Source organism: Plantactinospora endophytica, assembly GCF_016862915.1.
In the GTDB taxonomy this organism is placed as follows: Bacteria; Actinomycetota; Actinomycetes; order Mycobacteriales; family Micromonosporaceae; genus Plantactinospora; species Plantactinospora endophytica.
Map to the genome: position 1 here is coordinate 110,096 of NZ_BONW01000001.1, position 18,980 is coordinate 129,075.

At 72.5% G+C, this 18,980-nt stretch carries 15 protein-coding genes, 1 tRNA gene and 2 pseudogenes; 12 read left to right on the forward strand and 6 right to left on the reverse strand.

Annotated elements, in window-relative coordinates; translation table 11 throughout:
- The first annotated feature begins 80 nt into the window (after window positions 1-80).
- The 4 genes from Pen02_RS00500 (at window position 81) to Pen02_RS00515 (ending at window position 4,040) form a co-directional block, all read left to right on the forward strand.
- Complete coding sequence (locus Pen02_RS00500) at window positions 81-1,520, forward strand: hypothetical protein (RefSeq protein WP_203863876.1); 1,440 nt, start codon at window positions 81-83, stop codon at window positions 1,518-1,520.
- Between the two features lie 242 nt (window positions 1,521-1,762).
- Window positions 1,763-2,170: a YciI family protein gene (locus Pen02_RS00505; RefSeq protein WP_203863877.1), complete on the forward strand. Its 408-nt coding sequence runs from the start codon at window positions 1,763-1,765 to the stop codon at window positions 2,168-2,170.
- Window positions 2,171-2,178: 8 nt separating this feature from the next.
- Window positions 2,179-3,324, forward strand: a complete 1,146-nt coding sequence (locus tag Pen02_RS00510; protein ID WP_203864290.1) for an RNA polymerase sigma factor — start codon at window positions 2,179-2,181, stop codon at window positions 3,322-3,324.
- A 158-nt stretch (window positions 3,325-3,482) separates the two neighbouring features.
- The gene (locus Pen02_RS00515; protein WP_203863878.1) at window positions 3,483-4,040 is read left to right on the forward strand and encodes an SMI1/KNR4 family protein; all 558 of its coding nucleotides are present in this window, start codon (window positions 3,483-3,485) and stop codon (window positions 4,038-4,040) included.
- A 56-nt stretch (window positions 4,041-4,096) separates the two neighbouring features.
- Here Pen02_RS00515 and Pen02_RS00520 read toward each other — a convergent pair.
- Window positions 4,097-4,173, reverse strand: a tRNA-Pro gene (locus Pen02_RS00520).
- A 107-nt stretch (window positions 4,174-4,280) separates the two neighbouring features.
- Window positions 4,281-5,174 (reverse strand): metallophosphoesterase, encoded by an 894-nt coding sequence (locus Pen02_RS00525; RefSeq protein ID WP_203863879.1) that lies wholly within the window; start codon window positions 5,172-5,174, stop codon window positions 4,281-4,283.
- A gap of 25 nt (window positions 5,175-5,199) precedes the next feature.
- Here Pen02_RS00525 and Pen02_RS00530 point away from each other — a divergent pair, with 25 nt between their 5' ends.
- Window positions 5,200-5,658 (forward strand): GatB/YqeY domain-containing protein, encoded by a 459-nt coding sequence (locus tag Pen02_RS00530; RefSeq protein WP_203863880.1) that lies wholly within the window; start codon window positions 5,200-5,202, stop codon window positions 5,656-5,658.
- A 330-nt stretch (window positions 5,659-5,988) separates the two neighbouring features.
- On the opposite strand, the gene Pen02_RS00535 is transcribed toward Pen02_RS00530, so the two are convergent.
- Window positions 5,989-8,394, reverse strand: a complete 2,406-nt coding sequence (locus Pen02_RS00535) for a transglycosylase domain-containing protein (protein ID WP_203863881.1) — start codon at window positions 8,392-8,394, stop codon at window positions 5,989-5,991.
- A 407-nt stretch (window positions 8,395-8,801) separates the two neighbouring features.
- On the opposite strand from Pen02_RS00535, the gene Pen02_RS00540 reads away from it, so the two are divergent.
- Entirely contained in the window at window positions 8,802-9,098 is a 297-nt protein-coding gene (locus Pen02_RS00540) for a WhiB family transcriptional regulator (RefSeq protein WP_203863882.1), read from the forward strand.
- On the opposite strand, the gene bagB is transcribed toward Pen02_RS00540, so the two are convergent.
- The 3 genes from bagB to Pen02_RS41465 all read right to left on the reverse strand — a co-directional run bounded on the left by bagB (window position 9,085) and on the right by Pen02_RS41465 (window position 12,561).
- Complete coding sequence (gene bagB, locus Pen02_RS00545) at window positions 9,085-10,233, reverse strand: ArsA family ATPase (RefSeq protein WP_372445530.1); 1,149 nt, start codon at window positions 10,231-10,233, stop codon at window positions 9,085-9,087. The genes Pen02_RS00540 and bagB overlap by 14 nt on opposite strands.
- A 133-nt stretch (window positions 10,234-10,366) precedes the next feature.
- Window positions 10,367-11,356, reverse strand: coding sequence for an ATPase BagA (gene bagA / locus Pen02_RS00550; protein ID WP_203863884.1), 990 nt, complete (start codon window positions 11,354-11,356; stop codon window positions 10,367-10,369).
- A gap of 26 nt (window positions 11,357-11,382) precedes the next feature.
- Window positions 11,383-12,561, reverse strand: a complete 1,179-nt coding sequence (locus Pen02_RS41465; RefSeq protein ID WP_239139970.1) for an Rv0361 family membrane protein — start codon at window positions 12,559-12,561, stop codon at window positions 11,383-11,385.
- 262 nt (window positions 12,562-12,823) lie between these two features.
- Between Pen02_RS41465 and sp36 the strand changes: the two genes are divergently transcribed.
- The 6 genes and pseudogenes from sp36 (at window position 12,824) to Pen02_RS00580 (ending at window position 18,971) form a co-directional block, all read left to right on the forward strand.
- Window positions 12,824-12,979, forward strand: coding sequence for a Sp36 family protein (sp36, locus tag Pen02_RS00560; RefSeq protein ID WP_130465462.1), 156 nt, complete (start codon window positions 12,824-12,826; stop codon window positions 12,977-12,979).
- Window positions 12,976-13,437, forward strand: coding sequence for a RidA family protein (locus tag Pen02_RS00565; protein ID WP_203863885.1), 462 nt, complete (start codon window positions 12,976-12,978; stop codon window positions 13,435-13,437). The genes sp36 and Pen02_RS00565 overlap by 4 nt, the downstream gene beginning before the upstream one ends.
- A gap of 99 nt (window positions 13,438-13,536) precedes the next feature.
- Complete coding sequence (locus tag Pen02_RS00570; protein ID WP_203863886.1) at window positions 13,537-14,382, forward strand: MBL fold metallo-hydrolase; 846 nt, start codon at window positions 13,537-13,539, stop codon at window positions 14,380-14,382.
- Window positions 14,379-15,953, forward strand: a pseudogene (locus Pen02_RS42910) (adenylate/guanylate cyclase domain-containing protein); the annotation flags it as partial. The gene Pen02_RS00570 and the pseudogene Pen02_RS42910, both read left to right, overlap by 4 nt.
- A gap of 363 nt (window positions 15,954-16,316) precedes the next feature.
- Window positions 16,317-18,332, forward strand: a pseudogene (locus Pen02_RS42915) (ATP-binding protein); the annotation flags it as partial.
- 195 nt (window positions 18,333-18,527) lie between these two features.
- Window positions 18,528-18,971, forward strand: a complete 444-nt coding sequence (locus tag Pen02_RS00580) for a hypothetical protein (protein WP_203863888.1) — start codon at window positions 18,528-18,530, stop codon at window positions 18,969-18,971.
- The last annotated feature ends 9 nt before the right edge of the window (window positions 18,972-18,980 follow it).

An 18,980-nucleotide genomic window follows, 5' to 3' on the forward strand; every position in this document is an offset into this window, starting at 1 on the left:
GCAGGGATCGGTCGGGGTGCGATGACCGTTGTTCGTGGAACGATGTCGATATGCGGTGGGGCGCGGCGGGCGGCGATCAGATGGATCTCGTGAAAGAGGCCGGGCTGGAACGCGAGCCGGCGGCACGCAGCCATGACCCGTTGGCCGCCGCGCTGGGCAACGCCTCGCTGATCGGCGTCGGCTACCTGATGCTCGGGCGGATCAGGCTGGCTGCGGCCGCGACGCTGGTCAGCGTCGTACTCGTCGCCTCGCTCGTCTGGGGCGCACGATCGACCTGGGCCGAACTCGTCGTGCTCGTCTGGTGGGTGGCGCTCGTCGGGCACGCGTGGTTCCTGGCCGGCGGGCGCCGGCAGGGCGCGGTACAGCATGACCAGCAACTGGTCGCGCTCGCCGTCACGGTTCCGGTGCTGCTGGCCCTGGGGTTGCTGCGGTTCGACGCGGCAGGGATCGAGCGGACCGTCACCGAGGCTCGGGGCAGCGGCGACTGCACGCGGGCGCTGACCGCACTGGACGGGGTGTCGTTCGGCCACCGGGTCGCCGACGCACCGCTGACCGTCCGTGGCGAGCGGAGCGTCGAAGCCTGCCAACGGTTGCAGGTCGCCGAGGAGCGGCTCGCCGACGGGTTGACCGGGAACACCGACGGGCTGACGGCGGGCTTCGACGGTCTCGGCCGCGTCCTCGCGGACCTGCCCGGCCACGACAGGATGGTCGACACCGCCCTGGACAGGTTCCTCGGCGGGCTGCCGACTCCGGACCCGTGCCGGACCGTCGCGGTCACCGACTGGCTCCGCCAGCGGCAGCCGACCAACAACGCACTGGATCGGTCGGCCGAGGTCGTGCCCCGGACCGCGCCGGCGGCGTTGGTCGGCTGTGCCGACAGCCTGATGACCGGCTCCTACTGGGCGCTGGCCCGGACGCGCTATCAGCAGCTTCTCGACCAGTACCCGGGCCAGGGGCAGGAGTTGAACGTCCGGGCGGCCGAGGGAGTCAAGAAGGCAGGTCTGGCCATCGAGTTGGCGACGGTCCGCAGCCTGCTCGACGGTACGACCAGCGGCCAACCCAGGTACTGCACCCAGCCGGCGGCGTACAGCGCGGCCGCTCCGTACGTCAAGGGCAGGACGAACCGCGCCCTGTTCTACGGCAACGACGAGTACGCCAAGAAGCTGCCCGGTACCTGGCGGGCGACCGACGTCACCGCTGCCGTGCTGGTGGTCTGCCTGGGCCAGAAGGAGTACGGAACAACCGTCCGGAGTTGCCCGTACGAGAACAAACTCTTCCCCCAGTTCCCGACCACCGTGGCATTTCGCAAGATCGCGATCCCGATGAAGGCGTACGAACTCCGGACGGGGAAGCTCGTGGTCACGGGCAAGATACAGATCACCGGTACGAGTTGCCCGAGGATCCTCACCTACACCCGCTACACGGGTCTCATCGATACCGGCCCGCCCTCCGAGGTCTACGTCACCGCCTCCGACGCCAACGTCAGGGCAGCCTTCCGGTCGCTGATCACCCGTGGCTGATCGCTGATCACCTGCGGCTGACGGCCGGTGCCCCCGGCCGCCCTCGGGACTCCGTGCTGCATGCCGGGCCGGCTGACGGTTCCGCGGTGCCACGCCGTCGACCCGGGCAGCGTGGGACGACTCACCCGGGCTCGACAACGAAGCCAAGATTTTTCGACGGCGATGTCGAGAATCCGGGCCCGGCTCCGTCCCCGTGGTGATCGTGACCAGAATGGGTCGCACCAGCACCGAGGAGAACGACGATGGCCAAGTACCTGCTGCTCAAGCACTACCGTGGCGCCCCGGCCGCAGTGAACGACGTGCCGATGGACCGGTGGACGCCGGAGGAGATCTCGGCGCACATGCAGTACATGCGCGACTTCGCGGCCCGGCTCGAGGGAACCGGCGAGTTCGTCGACGGCCAGGCACTCGCCCCCGAGGGGACGTTCGTCCGGTACGACGGAGAGGGGCGCCCGCCGGTCACCGACGGCCCGTTCGCCGAGACCAAGGACCTGATCGCCGGCTGGATGGTGATCGACGTCGACAGCTACGAGCGCGCCGTCGAACTGGCCGGCGAGCTGTCGGCCGCCCCGGGGGCGGGCGGCAAGCCGATCCACGAGTGGCTCGAACTGCGCCCGTTCCTCACCGAGCCACCCACCATCACGGAGTGACCGCTGCGATGAACGAGGCCCTGCTCCGGAGCCTCACGCCGAGCGTGCTCGGCATCCTCGTCCGCCGTGGAGCCGACTTCGCGGCGGCCGAGGATGCCGTACAGGACGCGCTGGTCGAGGCGGTCCGGGCCTGGCCGGCGGATCCGCCGCAGGACCCGAAGGGCTGGCTGATCACGGTGGCCTGGCGCCGGTTCCTCGACGCGACCCGGGCGGACGCCGCCCGCCGCCGCCGTGAGGACCTGGTCGACGAGGAACCGGCGCCCGGACCCGTACTCGAGGTGGACGACACGCTCCAGCTCTACTTCCTGTGCGCCCACCCGTCGCTGACGCCGTCGTCGGCCGTCGCGCTCACGCTGCGCGCGGTCGGCGGGCTGACCACCCGCCAGATCGCCCAGGCATACCTCGTACCCGAGGCGACGATGGCGCAGCGGATCAGCCGGGCCAAGCGCACCGTCTCCGGCGTACGGTTCGACCAGCCCGGCGACGTCGCCACCGTGCTGCGGGTCCTCTACCTGGTCTTCAACGAGGGCTACTCCGGCGACGTCGACCTCGCCGCCGAGGCGATCCGGCTCACCCGGCAGCTCGCCGCCGCGATCGACCACCCCGAGGTGGCGGGGCTGCTCGCCCTGATGCTGCTGCACCACGCCCGGCGGGCCAGCCGGACCGCGTCCGACGGCAGCCTGGTGCCGCTTGCCCAGCAGGACCGGGGGCGGTGGGACACCGTGTCGATCGCCGAGGGCGTCGAGATCCTGCAAGCCGCGCTCGCCCGCGACCGGCTGGGCGAGTTCCAGGCCCAGGCCGCCATCGCGGCACTGCACGCCGACGCGCCCGTCGCCGAGGAGACCGACTGGGTGCAGATCGTCGAGTGGTACGACGAACTCGCCCGGCTGACCGACAGCCCTGTCGTCCGGCTCAACCGTGCGGTGGCGGTCGGCGAGGCCGACGGACCGCGCGCCGGCCTGGCCGCACTCGCGGCGTTGGACGCGTCCCTGCCCCGCCACACGGCGGTGGCGGCGTACCTGCACGAGCGCGACGGCGACCTGCCCACGGCGGCCCGCCTGTACGCCGAAGCGGCCCGCAAGGCAGCCAACCTCGCCGAGCGCGACCACTTGACCCGGCAGGCGGCCCGGCTCAACACCCGCCTGAGCCGCTGACGGTTGACGCCCGGACATCCCTGGCGGTCGACGCCCGGGACATACTTGCGGTCAACGCCCCGGCATCCCGGCGGTCAGCGCCCGGAGATCCTGGTGGGCGAACCGGTCTGGTCGGCGTGGTCCGGCTCTGTCGGCCGTCGGTGGCAGGATCGCTGCCCATGACGGATCACGCCGCCACACTGGCCGCCATCGCCGCACGAGCGCGCCGCGACGACCCCGACCTGCCGGTCGTCGACGACCTGCCCGCTCCGCTTTCCCAGGCCGCGATCGAGCGGGCCGAGGAGCGGCTGGGGTTCAGGCTGCATCCGTTGCTGGCCGCGCTCTACCGGGACTTCGCCAACGGCGGCTTCGGCCCCGAGTACCAACTGTTGAGTCTGACCGACGGGCCGACGTCCGAGCAGGCGGTGGACTGCTACCTCAAGGCACGGGCGGAAGGCGCCGGTACCGAGTGGGCCTGGCCGGAGGGCGTGCTTCCGATCTTGACCTGGGGCTGCGGCATGTACGCCTGCGTCGACTGCCGGAGCGACGCGGGCACCGTACTGCTCTTCGAGCCGAACCCCGGGGACCCCGACGAGGCGTGGTTCGTGGACACGCCGAGCCTGGCGGAGTGGCTGGAACACTACGTCGACGACACGGGGTGGTGGGTGAAGGCCGAGAACGGCGAGGACTTCGAGATGGCACCGTGGAAAGAGGCCAGGCGACGGGCGGCCGACTGACCGGGCGAGGGGGGAAATGCCAGAGGGCACATCCATCCGGATGTGCCCTCTACACCTGGTCGGGGTGGCCGGATTCGAACCGACGACCTCTTCGTCCCGAACGAAGCGCGCTACCAAGCTGCGCCACACCCCGAGGCGTGCCGAGCAATAGTAGCCCACCCGCCCCGTCGGGCAAATTCGGTATCCCGCCCGGTGCGTCCCGCCCCACCCCGGCCCGTGGACCGGGCCGGCAGGGGCAGGTCAGCGCGGGATCAGGGTCAGCAGCGACGCCTCCGGTCGGCAGGCGAACCGTACCGGGGCGGTGGGGTGGGTGCCGAGGCCGGCGGAGACGTGCAGCCAGGATTCCGTCTCGGGCCAGCGGTGCAGGCCGCGGGCCATCGAGCGGGGTAGGCCGCAGTTGGTGGTCAGGGCGCCGACCAGCGGGACCCGGACCTGACCGCCGTGGGTGTGCCCGGCGAGCAGCAGCGTGAAGCCGTCGGCGGCCATCTCGTCGAGTACCCGGGGCTCGGGCGAGTGGGTGACCCCGATGGCGAGGTCGGCACCGGCAGGTACCGGCCCGGCGACCGAGGCGTAGTCGTCCCGTTCGACGTGCGGGTCGTCGACGCCGACGAGCTCGATGCTCCGACCGCCGGCCTTGATCGACGTACGCGCGTTGTTCAGGTCGTGCCAGCCCGCGCCGACCAGTACCTCCCGGAGGTCTTCGGCCGGGAGTTCGACGCCCTGCACGTACTCCCGGTCGGGCAGCAGGTAGCTGAACGGGTTCTTCCAGACCGGTCCCCGGTAGTCGTTGGAGCCGAACACGAAGGCGCCGGGGAAGTCGAGCATCGGTTGCAGTGCGCGCAGCGCCCCGGGTACCGCGTCCGGGTGCGCCAGGTTGTCCCCGGTCACCACCACCAGGTCCGGGTCGGTGGCGGCCAGCGAGGCCACCCAGGTCTGCTTGCGGCGCTGGTCGGGCATCATATGCAGGTCGGACAGGTGCAGGATGCGCAGCGGCTCGGCGTCGGTGGCGAGCACGGGTACGTCGTACCGGCGCAGGGTGAACAGGTTGCGCTCGACGAGTGAGGCGTACGCCAGGGCGGCGCCGCCCGCGACGGCCGTACCGGCGGCCAGCCGGAATAAGGTGCGCTTTCGCATGCCGCTCAGGGTAGTTTGACCGTCCATGGGCACCTTGAAGGACCTCCTCACCACGGACATGCGGACGGCGCTGAAGGCTCGTGACGAGCTGACCACCTCGACCCTGCGCATGGCGCTGGCGGCGATCGGTACGGCCGAGGTCGCCGGCAAGGAGAAGCGGGAGCTGTCCGACCAGGAGGTGCTGTCGGTGCTGACCAAGGAGTCGAAGAAGCGCCGCGAGGCGGCCACCGCGTTCGGCGACGCGGGTCGGGCCGAGCAGGCGGAGCGGGAGCGGGCCGAGGGCGAGGTGCTGGACCGGTACCTGCCGAAGCAGCTCGCCGACGAGGAGCTGGCCGAGCTGGTCGCGGGGGCGCTGGCCGCCGGCGGGTTCACCGACCGTGGCCAGATGGGCCCGGCCATGAAGGCGGCCCAGGCCGCGGTGGCCGGCCGGGCCGAGGGCGGTCGGGTGGCCGCGGAGGTACGCCGGCAGCTCGGCGCCGGCTGACGGCCGCGCGATTCTCGACGGGCCGGTTTCGGTCGGCTGACGGCCGCGCGGCTCTCAAAGGGTCAATCTCGGCCGGCTGAGGGCCGTGCGATTCTCGACGGGTCGGTTTCGGCCGGCTGACGGCCGTGCCCGACCGTCGACGGGGCGCGTGCGGGTTGGTCGGGTCGGTCGGGTTGGTCGGGTCGGAAACGCTCGACGGCGGCGGGCGAGACGACGGCGGACGGACGACGGGCGGGCTCCCCACGCAGGGGAGGCCCGCCCGTCGTCGTGACTCGGTCGGTGGCCGGATCGGGTCGGTGGAATGGTCCGACCCGATCCAGGCCGTCCGGCTCAGCGGCCGGGTGGTCGGGGCCCGCCGGGACCGTTGCCGCCGGCGGCCGGCTTCTTGCCGTTGCTGACCTCGATGCTCACCGCGCCGCCCTTGATCGTCTTTCCTTCGGGGCTGGTGCCGGCGGCGGTGCCGGCCGGGCAGTCGGAGTCGACCCGGCCGCCCAGCTCCGCTTCGAAGCCGGCGCCGTTGACCCGGGAGAGCGCGGACTGGACCGGCTGGCACTTGACGTTCGGGATGGACCGCTGGTCACCATTGACGATCTTCCCGCCGGGCGGGGTGAACTGGATCGACGGTTTGCCCTTCATGGCGTCCCGGAGCGTCTGGTAGACGGCGTGGTTGACCCCGCCCGGCTCGTTGTGGCCCATGTTCTGGGTGGTCTCGGCCCAGTCCGGGTCGGCCAGGATGCCGGCGACCGCGAGCTGCTTGGTCATCACCACCAGGGAGGCGCTCTTCTCGCTGTCGGTGGTGCCGCTCTTGCCGGCGACCGGCTTGCCGACGATGCCCCGGACGTTCCCGGCCGTACGCCCCTTGCAGCGCGAGGTCGACGAGTTGTCGCCGACCGGGCAGCGGGCCGCGTCGACGGCCGCCCGGGCCGCCTCGACCTTGATGTTCTGCGAGCAGCGCGGGTTGGCGATGTCGAGCTTGTTGCCCTCCTGGTCCCGGATCAACTGCACCGGGATCGGCTCGCAGTACTTGCCGTCGGCGGCGAGCGTGGCGTAGGCGTTGGCCAGTTCCAGCGGGGTCGTCTGGGAGACACCGAGGGTGAAGGCGCCCCAGCCGTTCGCCGACTGCTTGGTGGCGGCGAAGTTCGCGTCGTTGCTGGCCCGGAACGTGATACCCATCCGCTTCGCCGCGTCGACCACCTTGGCCGCGCCGACCCGCTCCTGGAGCGGTACGAAGTAGGTGTTCACCGACGACCCGAACGCACTCCACATATTGTGTACGCCGGTCATGCTCGCACTGGCGTTCTTCGGGCAGTACTTGTTGGTGCCCGGGCAGGCGGCCGGGGAGCCGGGCTCGACGATGTACTTCGTCTGGGCGAACGCCTTGGAGTTGATGGTGGTCTCCAGCGGGTACCCGTTCTCCAGCGCCGCCACCACCGTGAAGATCTTGAACGTCGAGCCGGCCTGGAAGCCGGTGATGTCGCCGCCACCGGTCAGCAGCGGGTTGGTGGTGTTCGGGTAGGTACCCCGGATTCTCTTCTTCTTTTTCGCCGGGTTCGTGCTGATCTTGTTCGCCGGCTTGTTCGGGTCGTCGAGCTTGTAGTTCCGGTTCACCGCCAGTGCGCGGACCCGCCCGGTGCCGGGCTCGACGGCCGCCACCATCATGGCTTCCTTCTTGCCGGTCTTGACGTTGCGCTCAACCGCGTCCTTGGCCGCCTTCTGGGTCTTGGCGTCGAGGGTGGTGACGACGGTGTACCCGCCGCTCTTCAGTCGCCGCTCCCGGTCGTACTGGGTACGGCCGAAGGTCTCCTGCTGCATCCACCAGCGGTAGAAGAAGTCGCAGAAGAAGCCCCAGTCGTTCTTGCCGACGTCGACGCAGCCGTTCGGGGTGCGCTTGTCCTTGACCACCAGCTTGATCGCCTTGGCCTTGGCGGCATCCTCCGGCGTGATCGCCTTGGTCTCGACCATCTGGTCGAGCACCCAGTTGCGCCGTTCGAGGGCGGCCGGGTAGCCGCTCTTGGTGGTCGGGTCGTTGTCCGAGGGGGCCTTGACCATCCCGGCCAGCATCGCCGCCTCTTCGAGCTTCAGGTTCTTCGGGTGCTTGCCGAAGTAGACCTGGCTGGCGGCGAAGATGCCGTACGCGCCGTTGCCGAACGGGGCGATGTTGAGGTAGCCCTCGAGGATCTCGTCCTTGCTCAGGTCGGCGTCGAGTTGCAGGGCGTACCGCATCTCGCGCAGTTTCCGGGCGCTGGTGTCCTCAGTGGCCGCCACGACGTCCTGCGGATGTGTCGCCGAGTAGGCGATGGTGAGCCGGACGTACTGCATGGTGAGGGTGGAGGCGCCCTGGGTGGTGACACCGGCCTGGTTGTTCGCCACGAACGCCCGGGCGACGCCGTTGACGTCGACGCCGTTGTGCTCGTAGAAACGCTTGTCCTCGGCGGCGATCAGGGCCTGGCCCACCACCGGTGCCACGTCCTTGAGCGGCACGTCCCGCCGGTTCTCGTCGTACATCGTGGCGAGTGGGGTCTTGCCGTCCGAGGCGTAGAGGTAGCTGATCTGCGGAGCCTTCTTGACTGTCAGCTCGGTGGGCAGCTTGTCGAACGTCTCCGAGCCGGCCTTGGCGGCCAGCCCGGACATCGCCACTGCGGGGAATGCGGCCGCGGCTACCACCACGCCGGCCAGCAGCCCACAGATCAGCAGCGACGCGGCGTTCGTGAAGACATTGTGGTCACGCTTCCGCATCCAGGTCACCTCGACAGGGTACGTGAGTCAGCACAGCGGTCGCGCCCTGCGTACTTTCCCCATTTCCTGCGGGCGCTGGCCTCGTTGTGTTAAACGCACGACCCCTGGTGTGCGGTTGCGGGCTCCTGCTGCCGAGTCTCCTCCCTCCGGGAAGTCTCCGCAGCGTTTTCGCTGATCGCCGCCGGGTAGTCAGGGCCGGATTGCCGGACGAAGGGCCAGGAAATGTCCGGGTTGACGGATTTGGCTGACAACGTTGCGTAATCAGTTGACTACAGAGCATGATGGTCGAGCGAGAGAAACGCATGTCGTCCGTGGTGCCCGGGGGAGGGCGGCACGGGTGGCCGGGGGGTTATCGCCGGCTGACCGGCTCTGGTCGGTAGCGGGACAGCAAGGGGGGACAGGAACAGATGGGCATGGTCACAGATTGGCCCACGTTGGCAGCGTGTCAGAACGGTGATCCGGACGCGCTGTTCGTACAGGGCGCGGAACAGAACGTGGCGAAGCGGATCTGCCGCAGCTGCCCGGTGCGGTACGAGTGCCTGGCCGACGCGCTCGACAACCGTATCGAGTTCGGCGTCTGGGGCGGCATGACCGAGCGGGAGCGCCGCGCGCTGCTGCGTCGGCACCCGCAGGTCGCGAGCTGGCGCAAGATGTTCGAGGCCGCCTTGAAGAACAAGGACAAGGTCCTGGTCAACGCCGGCTGATCGCGGCACCTATCGTGCGCAGCCCGTCGACGTCGTGCACGTCGGCGGGCTGAGCCGTCACCGCCACCGTCGGTACCGCCGGGAAGGCGTCGGTGAAGACCCGGGCGACCCGGCGCTCCCGCGCCGCCTGCTGGGTCAGCGCGGCGTGCGCCAACAGGGTCTCCACGGTCGCCGCGTGCCCGCCCAGTTCCACCAGTCGCTCGGCCGCGGCCAGGCTCTCGGCGGCGGTGGGCCGCTCCACCGCCGGCCGGTGCACCCGGTTGAGCACCAGCCCGGCCAGCGGCATCCGCTCCTGGCCGAGCCGGCCCGCGAAGTACGCCGCCTCCCGGACCGCGTCCGGTTCCGGCACCGCGACCAGCAGGAAGGCCGTCTCCCGCGCCTGGAGCACCCGGTACGTCTGCTCGGCCCGCTGCCGGAAGCCCCCGAACATCGAGTCCAGCGCCGCCACGAAGCCGGACAGGTCAGTGAGCAACTGGGCGCCCAGCACCTTCTGCACCACCCGGGAGAACATCCCGAACGAGGCGGTGACCAGGCTGAACATGCTCCGCCCACCGCTGCGGGCCGGTGCCAGCAGCAGTCGCAGCATCCGACCGTCGAGGAACCGGGAGAGCCGGGCCGGCGCGTCGAGGAAGTCGAGGGCCGACCGGGACGGCGGGGTGTCGACCACGATCAGGTCCCACTCGTCCCGGGCGTGCAACTGGCCCAGCTTCTCCATCGCCATGTATTCCTGGGTACCGGCGAAGGTGGAACTCATCGCCTGGTAGAACGGGTTCGCGAAGATCTCCGCCGCCTTCGCCGGATCGGTGTGCGCGAGCACCACGTCGTCGAAGGTGCGCTTCATGTCCAGCATCATGGCGTGCAGTTCGCCGCCGCTGGTCTCGACGTCGATCCCCTTGACCTGCCGTGGGGTGTTGTCGAGCTCACTGAGCCCGAGCGACTGGGCCAGCCGCCGGGCCGGGTCGATGGTGAGCACCACCGTACGCCGGCCGTGCCGCTCGGCGGCCCGGAGCGCGAGCGCTGCCGCGGTGGTGGTCTTGCCCACCCCACCCGCGCCACAGCAGACCACGATCCGCACGCCGGGATCGGCGAGGATCTGGTCGATGTCCAGCTCCGGTGCTGGGTGATCGGGACGCACCAACCGAGCGTATCGGGACAGCGCGGCGCCGACGGCGTGGTGGCGCTCAGGTGTGAGTCAATCGGCTGTACGTCGAGCGGTCCTGCCGGCCGGTCGGGCGTCGGTTGGGTGTGCGGCGGGCCGGCGGTGGGCGTCAGCCGGCGGCCAGCAGCGAGTCGGCGATCAGGTCCAGACCGGTCCGGTCCACTCCTTCGGTCAACAGCGGCAGTTCCACCAGGGGCAGCCCGAGTTCGAACAGGTCGGCGCGGAGCGACTCCTCCAGCTCCCGCCGGACGAGCTGGTCGCGGGCCTCCGCGTGCAGGCCGGCGACCATCGCCTTGTCGGTCGGCAGGCCGGCGGCGGCCAGGCCCCGGCGAAGCTCCGCCTGGGTGACCTTGCCGGCCAGCAGCGCCGGCCGGGTGGCGTTCAGGATCAGCCGGCCGACCGGGATCCGCAGGGCGTTGAGGTCGGTGATCGCGTCGATCGTCTCCTGGACCGGCATCTCCTCCAACAGCGTGACCACGTGTACGGCGGTCATCGGCGAGCGGAGCAGCGCCGCCACCCCTTCGCTCTGGGTCTTGATCGGGCCGACCTTGGCCAGCCGGGCGGTCTCCGCCGTGACGTTGAGGAACCGGCCGATCCGACCGGTCGGCGGGGCGTCCAGCACCACCGCGTCGTACACCCGGCGCTTGTCGGCGGTCCGGGTGGTGGCCTCCTTGACCTTGCCGGTGAGGAGTACGTCACGCAGCCCCGGGGCGATCGTGGTGGCGAAGTCGATCGCGCCGAGCTTGCGCAGGGCCCGGCCGGCCGCGCCGAGCTTGTAGAACATGTCGAGGTACTCGAGGAGCGCCTCCTCGGAGTCGACGGCCAGCGCGCGTACCTCCCCGCCGCCGCGCGCGGTCGCGATCGAGCGTTCCTCGTACGGCAGCGGGTCGGTGCCGAAGAGCTGGGCGATCCCCTGCCGGCTCTCCACCTCCACCAGCAGGGTACGGCGACCACCGCTGGCCAGCGCCAACGCCAGCGCGGCGGCGACCGTGGTCTTGCCGGTCCCGCCCTTACCGGTGATCACGTGCAGCCGGGCCGGCCACCGGGCACCCGCCCGGTCGGCGTCCGCCCGCTCGTCCGACTCCTCGCCCGCTCGCATCTTCCGAGCCTAACCAGCCCGGCCGGTCAGATGACGTCGCAGACCCACCAGCCGCTGTCGGCGACCACCACGAAGGCCAACTGCTGGTCCACCGATCGCTCGTCAGCGGTCGTCATGGTCAGCCGGGTCGACACCAGCGCCCGTTCCTTGTCCTGCTCGTCGACCTTCGGCGTGGTCCACCGGAACCGCGCCGTGTCGTACCGCCCGGCGGAATCCGCCACCTCCTGGATCTTGGCGGCGATCTGCTCGCCGTCCCGAGCGGCCGGGCAGACCAGGCCGGTCGCCCGGTCGGCGTCCCGTTCGGTGTAGACCGCCGTCAGGAACTCGTCCACCGCCACGACCGGATCGGTGGCCCCCGCGCCCCGCTCCGCGCCTCGGAGCACCAGGAAGGCGGAGACCCCGCCGACCACGCAGAGCAGCAGTACCCCGACCAGCGCGACCGAGGCGATGACCAGGCCACGCCGCTTCTTCGACGGCGCGACTGCCCCCGTCGCCGGGTACCCGGCCGCTCCCGGCGGTACCGGATAGCCGGGCGGTACCGGCGGTATCGGGTAGCCGGGCGGTCCCGGATAGCCGGGTGGCACCGGGGCGCCCGGCCCGGGCTGGTCGGGGTGGTGACCGCCCGGACCGGGCTGTCCCGGGATCGGCTGGCCCGGTCCCGGCGGACCGGATCCGGGCGGCGCCGACGTCGGCGGCCCGTAACCGGGTGCTGCCGAGGTTGGTGGAGCGTGGCCAGGTGCTGCCGAGAAGGGTGGTGCGGAGGTCGGCGGTGTGGAGAACGGTGGTGCGGAGGTCGGTGGCGCCCAGGGCGACTGCTCGGTCGGCACCGGCGGCACGGGTCCGTCGGCCGGAGCGGCTGTCTCGGCCGGGCCAGCCTCGGTGCCGAACGCTGCCGTGATTTCCGAGGCGGCTGTGTCGGACAGGGCCGTCGTGTCCTGTGGGGCGTCCTGGACCGGAGAGCCGGCCGGGGTGTGGCTGGCCGGGAGGTCGGCCGGCTCGTCGCTGGCCGGAGAGTCGGCCGGGTTGGCTTCGGACGAGGCGTCGGTCGGGGTGTGGCTGGCCGGGGGATCGGCCGGCTCGTCCTGAACCCGGGCGTCGGCCGGCTCGTCCTGGGGTGGGAGGCCGGGCGGGTCGGATGGGTTGGTCGACGGGGAGGGCTCGGCCGGCGGGTGGGTGGGTTCGTCGCCGTCGGTCGGTTGCCTCATGCTGTCCCCAATCCCCGCAGGGCCCCGATGCGGTGGTCAAGGCGCCGGCCGGCGGGTCGGGAGGGCTGGCGTGGTCCGTGGACGTGGCGGAGGAGCATGGTGACCCGCCCCGGCGAGGGTATCCCGGGCGGGCCATCCGGAGCAGCCACGGTCGGGCGTACGGGGGGCGCCGCCGGAAACCGGATCGGGAGGCGTACGCATGTCGTCGGGGCGGCAGCCGTAGGCTGTCGCCGACTACTCCGAGACGAGGAGACCTCTAGCGATGCAGAAGTGGGAGTACGCCACGGTGCCGCTGCTCACGCACGCCACCAAGCAGATTCTCGACAACTGGGGCGAGGACGGCTGGGAACTGGTGGCGGTGATACCCGGCCCGAACCCGGAGCAGCTCGTCGCGTACCTCAAGCGGGCCAAGTCGTGACCGCTGGTCCACACGCCAAGATCGCCGAGCTGGGCCTGGCGCTGCCCGAGGTGGTGGCCCCGCTGGCGGACTACGTACCGGCCGTGCAGTCCGGTCGGCAGGTGTACGTCTCCGGTCAGTTGCCGTTCTCCGAGGGCAAACTGCTGGCCACCGGCAAGGTCGGCGCGGGTGTCTCCGCCGAGCAGGCCAAGGACCTGGCCGCGCGGTGCGCGCTCAACGCCCTGGCCGCGATCGACGCGCTGGTCGGCCTGGAGACCGTGGTCAAGATCGTCAAGGTGACCGGTTTTGTGGCCTCGGCCGACGGGTTCACCGGCCAGCCCGGCGTGGTCAACGGCGCCTCGGAACTCTTCGGCACCGTGTTCGGCGAGGCAGGTCGGCACGCCCGCAGCGCGGTCGGGGTCGCCGAACTGCCGCTGGGCGCACCGGTCGAGGTCGAAGTCATCGTCGAGGTGGCCTGAGCCGTACCGAACCGGGCCGAGGGCGGCGGCGACGGTCTGTTCGACCGGCGACACCGGCAGGTCACGGTCCTGTCGTCTGCGGGTCGTACCATCTCAGCCATGACCGGGCACGTGACGGCGCCGGCGGCGGCGCTGGCCGACCAGCTACCCAGTTGGGCGACGCTGGTTCGTGCGCCCAACCCGGGGCCGATGACGCTGGACGGCACCAACACCTGGGTGCTGGGCGTTCCGGGCTCGGGTGAGGTGGTCGTGGTCGACCCCGGCCCGCTCGACGAGGCCCACCTGGCCGCCGTCGCCGCGCGCGGTCCGGTCGCCGGGGTGCTGGTCACGCACGGTCACCCCGACCACGCCGAGGGGCTGGACCGGTTCCTGGAGCTGACCGGCGCCGAGCCGCTGGTCTTCCGCTGCGCATGGTCGACGATCGAGTTGGCCGGGCTGCGGATCCGGCTGCTGGTCACCCCCGGGCACACCGCCGACTCACTCTGCTTCGTGGTCGAGCGCGCCGACGGCCCGGTCGAGGATGCGGGCGAGTTCCCGGTCGAGCCCGGCGGCGAGCGGGCCGTCTTCACCGGTGACACCATTCTCGGCCGGGGCACCACGGTCGTCGCCCATCCGGACGGCGACCTGGCGGACTACCTCGCCAGCCTGGAGACGTTGACCGAGTTCTCCGGGGTGCCGGCGCTGCCCGGACACGGCCCGCCGCTGGCCGACTGCGCCGCCGCGGCCCGGTTCTACCTGGCCCACCGGCGGGCCCGGCTGGAGCAGGTACGCGCGGCGGTGCGTCAGGGGGCACGGACCGCCCCGGAGGTGGTGGCGGCGGTCTACGCGGACGTGGACCGGTCGCTCTGGGGCGCCGCCGAATGGTCGGTCCGGGCCCAACTCGCCTATCTTGATCACGAGAACCGGGAATCCGGCCCGGGGGCCGGTGGGTTGGACAGTCCGTGACCTGCCCGGTGTGTGGAACCGTTGCCGTACCCGGTGCGCGGTTCTGCCACAACTGCGGAGTCGCGCTCCCGGCCGCCGCGACCCTTCCGGAGGCGGAGCGCCGGGTGGTAACGGTGCTCTTCGGCGACCTGTCCGATTTCACCTCCTGGTCGGAGGATCTTGACCCGGAGCGGGTCAGTACGGTCACCGACCGGGTTCTCGCCGCGCTCGCGGGAGCCGTCAAGACCTTCGGCGGGCACGTCGACAAGCTGACCGGCGACGGGATCATGGCCGTCTTCGGCGCCCCGGTCGCACACGAGGACGACGCCGAGCGGGCCGTCCGGGCGGCGCTGTCCATGCAGCGCGCCGTGCGTCGGGTGCTCGACGACGAGCAGGGCGGTGGCGCCCCGCTTGGGCTGCGGGTCGGGCTCAACACCGGTGACGTGGTCGCCGGCATCCAGGCTTCCATCGAATACACAGTCATCGGCGACACCGTGAACACCGCTGCCCGGCTGGCCGACGCCGCCGCGATCGGTGCCGTCTACGCGGGTGTCCGGACGGCCGCCGCCACCCGCCGGGTCGCCTCCTGGCGACAGCTCCGGCCGCTGCGGCTCAAGGGCAAGCGGGAGCCGGTCGAGGCGTACGAGCTGCTGGGGTTGTTGGACGCCCCGGGCACCCGGTCCGGGCTCGGTGACGAGGCGCCGTTCGTGGGTCGGGAGACCGAGATCGGCCGGGTCGCCGGTCGACTCGCCGAGGTGATCGACCAGGGTCAGCCCCGGGTGCTGCTGATGACCGCCGAGGCGGGGATCGGCAAGTCCCGGTTCGCCGCCGAGGTGGAGCGGCTGGCCGCCGGCTACGACGTCGGCGCCGGCCGGTACGCGACGCACACCGGCGCCCGGGTGCTCTCGGTGAAGTGCGCGGCGTTCGGCGAGCGCCGTCGGCTGGCTCCGCTCGCCGACCTGGTCCGGGCTGCGGTCGGTCTGCCGGACGGCCCGGCGACGGCGGTCACCCGGCCGGTGGTCGAGGAACGACTCCGCCGGCTCGGCCAGCGGCTCTCCCGACACCGCCCCGACCCGCCGCCGGTCGCCGTCGACCTTCTGCTGGCCCTGCTGGGCTACGCCGACCTGCCGGCGGCGCACGGCACCGTGGCGGCCGGACCCGCCGAGTGGTCGGCCGGCGAGCCCGCCCCGGCCGCCGACGCCATCCCGGCCGCCGTCGCCGAACTGCTCAGCGCGCTCGCCGCCGAGACACCGCTGGCGGTCATCGTCGACGACCTGCACGACGCCACCCCGGAGACCACCGACGCACTCGGCGTGACGCTGTCCCGGCTGACCGGTCCGGTGCTGGTGCTGCTGCTCGGCCGCCCCGAACTGGTCCGTACGGCCGGGGCGCTGACCCGGGTCGCCGACGCCGAGGTGCACGCCCTGCCGCCGCTGCGTGGCGCGGACGCCGCCCGGCTGCTGACCGCGTACCTGGGTGGGGGGCGGCTGCCGCAGGCCGACGTGGACCGGCTGCTCGCCACCGCCCAGGGCAACCCGTTCTATCTGGCCGAGCTGGTCACCCTGCTGATGGAGCGCGGCGCGCTCACCACGGTGCTGGACCGGGCACCGCTCCGGCCCACCGCCGTCGCCCCGGTCGTCGCACCGGCGAGCAGCGTCGTCGGGACCGCCGAACGGGCGGGCGTCTCGGGGGCCGCATCGCGTGCCGGTGTCGCGGGCGCGGCAGGTCGGGCCGGTGTAGCTGGGGCAACCGAACCGGCCGGTGTCGCTGGGGCGGCCGAACGGGCCGGTGTCGCGGGTACGGCTGGTCGGGCCGGTACGAGCGGGTCCGGTTCCGCCGGGCGGGCCAGTGGGACAGGGGTCGCCGGTGCCGGCCTGCCGACCGCGCCGAACTCCGTCGCCGCTGCCACGGGCTCCGTCGGCAGCTCGGGCGGTACGGGCGTCGGTGCTGTTCCAGGTGCCACCGGCACGTGGCGGCTGGTGCCCGGCTCGCTGGGCAGCCGGCTGCTCTCCCGGGACCTTGCCGCCGTACTCGCGGCCCGGATCGACGCGTTGCCGCCGGATGCCCGGGCGGCGCTGCGGGACGCCGCGGTGGTCGGCGACACGGTGCCGGCCGGTGCGCTGGAGGCGCTGCGCGAGCGGCGGGCCGGGCGCGAGGGTCGACCGACCGCCGTACTCGCGGTCGAACTGGAGCGGGCCGTCGAGGAACTGCTCCAGCGCCGGATGCTGCACCGCAACCGGGACGGTTTCATCTTCGCCACCCCACTGATGCGGGAGGCGGTCTACGCCGGCATCGGCAAGGCCGACCTCGCCGACCGGCACGCGGCGCTCGCCGAGTGGGCCGCGCCGCCGCCCGCCGGCGGCCGACCGAACGAGGCGGTCCGGGTCGGTACCGGCGCGAGCGGGTTGCCGCCCGCCGAACGCGACGCCTTCGTCGCCGAGCACGCCGAGCGGGCCAGTGCGTTGGCCGACGTGGTCAGCCTGCGGCCCGACGCGACCGCCCGGAACGTCGCGCCGCTCGGCATGGCCGCGCTCGGCCGCTCCGCCCGCCGCGCACTCGCCGCCGGGGAGCCGGCGCAGGCCGTCGAGTACGCCGAGCGGGCCGCCCGGCTCGCCGGTGAGTCGGTACCCGGCGGCGACCGGCTGGTGCACGCCCGAGCCCTGCTCCAGGTGGGCCGGGGCGCCGACGCCCTCGCCTTCGCCGAGAAGATCGGGGCGAACGCCGGGGACGACGTCGCCGTACGGGCCGGTGCGCTGCTGGTGGCCGGTCAGGCGTACCTCGCCCAGGGCGACCGGGCGCGGGCGGTGCACTCCTGGCAGGAGGCGTTGCAGGTGGCCACCCGGGCCAACCTGCCGGGGCCACGGGCGTCGGCGATGCGGCGGCTCGGGATGGCCGACTTCGTCAGTGGTCGGCTGAGCCAGGCCAGCAGCCGGTTCGCCGGGGCGTACCAGGTGAACCTGGACGCCGACGACCCCCGGGGGCAGGCGTGGTCGCTACAGAACCTGGCCTGGGTCACCACCACCCGGGGTGACTTCGCCGGCACCGACGCGGTGCTCGGCCGGGCGGCCCGGCTCTTCGCCCAGATCGACGACCCGGTGGGGCGGGCCTGGCTGCGCGGCACGACGGCGTTCGCCCGGCTGCTCGCCGGTCGGCTCGGCGAGGCCCGCCGGCTGGCCCGGGTCTTCCTGCCGTTCGGCGAGCGGGTCGGTGAGGCGTGGGCGGTGGGCACGCTGCGGGCCGTGGAGGCGTTCGCCGCCGCCGAGCTGGGCGAGCTGGCCGAGGCCGACCGCGAGGCGCGGCGGGCGTACCGGGACTTCGTCGCCGCCTCCGACGACTTCGGCCGGGGCTTCGCCCTGGTCGTACGCGGTGCCGTGGCGCGTGGGGTGGGCGAGCCGGAGCACGCCACCGACCTGCTCACCGACGCGCTCGGGTACGGCCGGCGCACCTCGCACCCGCTGCTCACCGGGTTGGCCGGCACGCTGCGCGGGTTCGTGGCGCTGGACCGGGGCGACGTCGCGGCGGCGGAACGGGACGCCGAGGCGGTGTTGGCGGCGGTGGAGCCGCACAACCCGTCGGCACCGACCCAGCTCGGTCCCCGGATGCTGCTCGCCGCGAGCCGGCTGGCCGACGGTGACGCGCCGACCGCAGTGAAGCTGCTCGAACCGATCGCGGCGGCCGGTGCGGTGCCCTCGGTGCTGTTCAGCCGCCGCCAGGCCCTGGCCCGGTACGCGTCCGCGCTGCTCGCCGACGGGCGGACGGCGGTCGCGCTGGACTGGGCCCGGCAGGCGGTCGAGGCACCGGGCGAGGACGTCCGGAGCCGGGTGATCGCCGTACGGGTGCTTGCCGAGGCGCTGGTCGCGGCGGGGCAGCCGGTGGAGGCGGCCGAGATCGCCGAGGAGGCGGTCCGGTTGGCGTACTCGACGCAGCAGACCAGTGAGCGGGCGGCGGCGGAGGCGCTGCGGGACCGGCTGCTCCGGAAGCCGGCGGAGCCGGGGCGGGGCGTGGTGATCCGGCAGCGTACCGCCGATGCCGGCACGGGTTTCGACGCTGGGTTCGATTCCATCGATCTTCGGGATACCGCCCAACCCGGGCAGCCGTTAGCCTAGATCCACCGCCGTCCACCCGCCGTCCACACCGGACCGGCGCCGGCACCGGAGGGTCCGCAGGTGAGGCTGCCCAGCTCGGCCGCAGGCTGGACGATCGCCGTCTTCGGCGCGCTGGCCCTGCTGCTCGGCGCCGTCGGCCTGATCCGTCCGGAGACGACACTGGAGCTGCTCGGCTTCGAGGTGCTGCGGCCGGCCGAGCGCGCCGTCGGGGACCATACCCGGACCTTCGTGATCGCGTCGTCGATGGCCTCGTTCAACATGGGGGTCTACTACCTGCTCGCGGCATGGCAGGACTGGCGGCCGTTCTTCGGGTTCACCGTGGTCTTCCGGCTGGTGACGTTCACCGTCTTCACCGTGCTGGTGCTGACCGACGCGGCGCCGGCCCGGTTCTTCGGAGTGGCCCTCTGGGAGGGCCTCGGTGCGGTTGCCACCGGCGCCGCGCTCTGGTACGACCGGCACCGGAATGGCAACCAGCCGGTAACAGCCACGGGTGCGGGGGGCTGAACCCGCTCA

Excerpts from the sequence above, each read along its gene's own strand:
- Pen02_RS00500 (WP_203863876.1), top strand. The coding sequence starts at position 81 with ATGGATCTCGTGAAAGAGGCCGGGCTGGAACGCGAGCCGGCGGCACGC.
- Pen02_RS00505 (WP_203863877.1), top strand. The coding sequence starts at position 1,763 with ATGGCCAAGTACCTGCTGCTCAAGCACTACCGTGGCGCCCCGGCCGCA.
- Pen02_RS00510 (WP_203864290.1), top strand. The coding sequence starts at position 2,179 with ATGAACGAGGCCCTGCTCCGGAGCCTCACGCCGAGCGTGCTCGGCATC.
- Pen02_RS00515 (WP_203863878.1), top strand. The coding sequence starts at position 3,483 with ATGACGGATCACGCCGCCACACTGGCCGCCATCGCCGCACGAGCGCGC.
- Pen02_RS00525 (WP_203863879.1), bottom strand. The coding sequence starts at position 5,174 with ATGCGAAAGCGCACCTTATTCCGGCTGGCCGCCGGTACGGCCGTCGCG.
- Pen02_RS00530 (WP_203863880.1), top strand. The coding sequence starts at position 5,200 with ATGGGCACCTTGAAGGACCTCCTCACCACGGACATGCGGACGGCGCTG.
- Pen02_RS00535 (WP_203863881.1), bottom strand. The coding sequence starts at position 8,394 with ATGCGGAAGCGTGACCACAATGTCTTCACGAACGCCGCGTCGCTGCTG.
- Pen02_RS00540 (WP_203863882.1), top strand. The coding sequence starts at position 8,802 with ATGGGCATGGTCACAGATTGGCCCACGTTGGCAGCGTGTCAGAACGGT.
- bagA (WP_203863884.1), bottom strand. The coding sequence starts at position 11,356 with ATGCGAGCGGGCGAGGAGTCGGACGAGCGGGCGGACGCCGACCGGGCG.
- Pen02_RS41465 (WP_239139970.1), bottom strand. The coding sequence starts at position 12,561 with ATGAGGCAACCGACCGACGGCGACGAACCCACCCACCCGCCGGCCGAG.
- sp36 (WP_130465462.1), top strand. The coding sequence starts at position 12,824 with ATGCAGAAGTGGGAGTACGCCACGGTGCCGCTGCTCACGCACGCCACC.
- Pen02_RS00570 (WP_203863886.1), top strand. The coding sequence starts at position 13,537 with ATGACCGGGCACGTGACGGCGCCGGCGGCGGCGCTGGCCGACCAGCTA.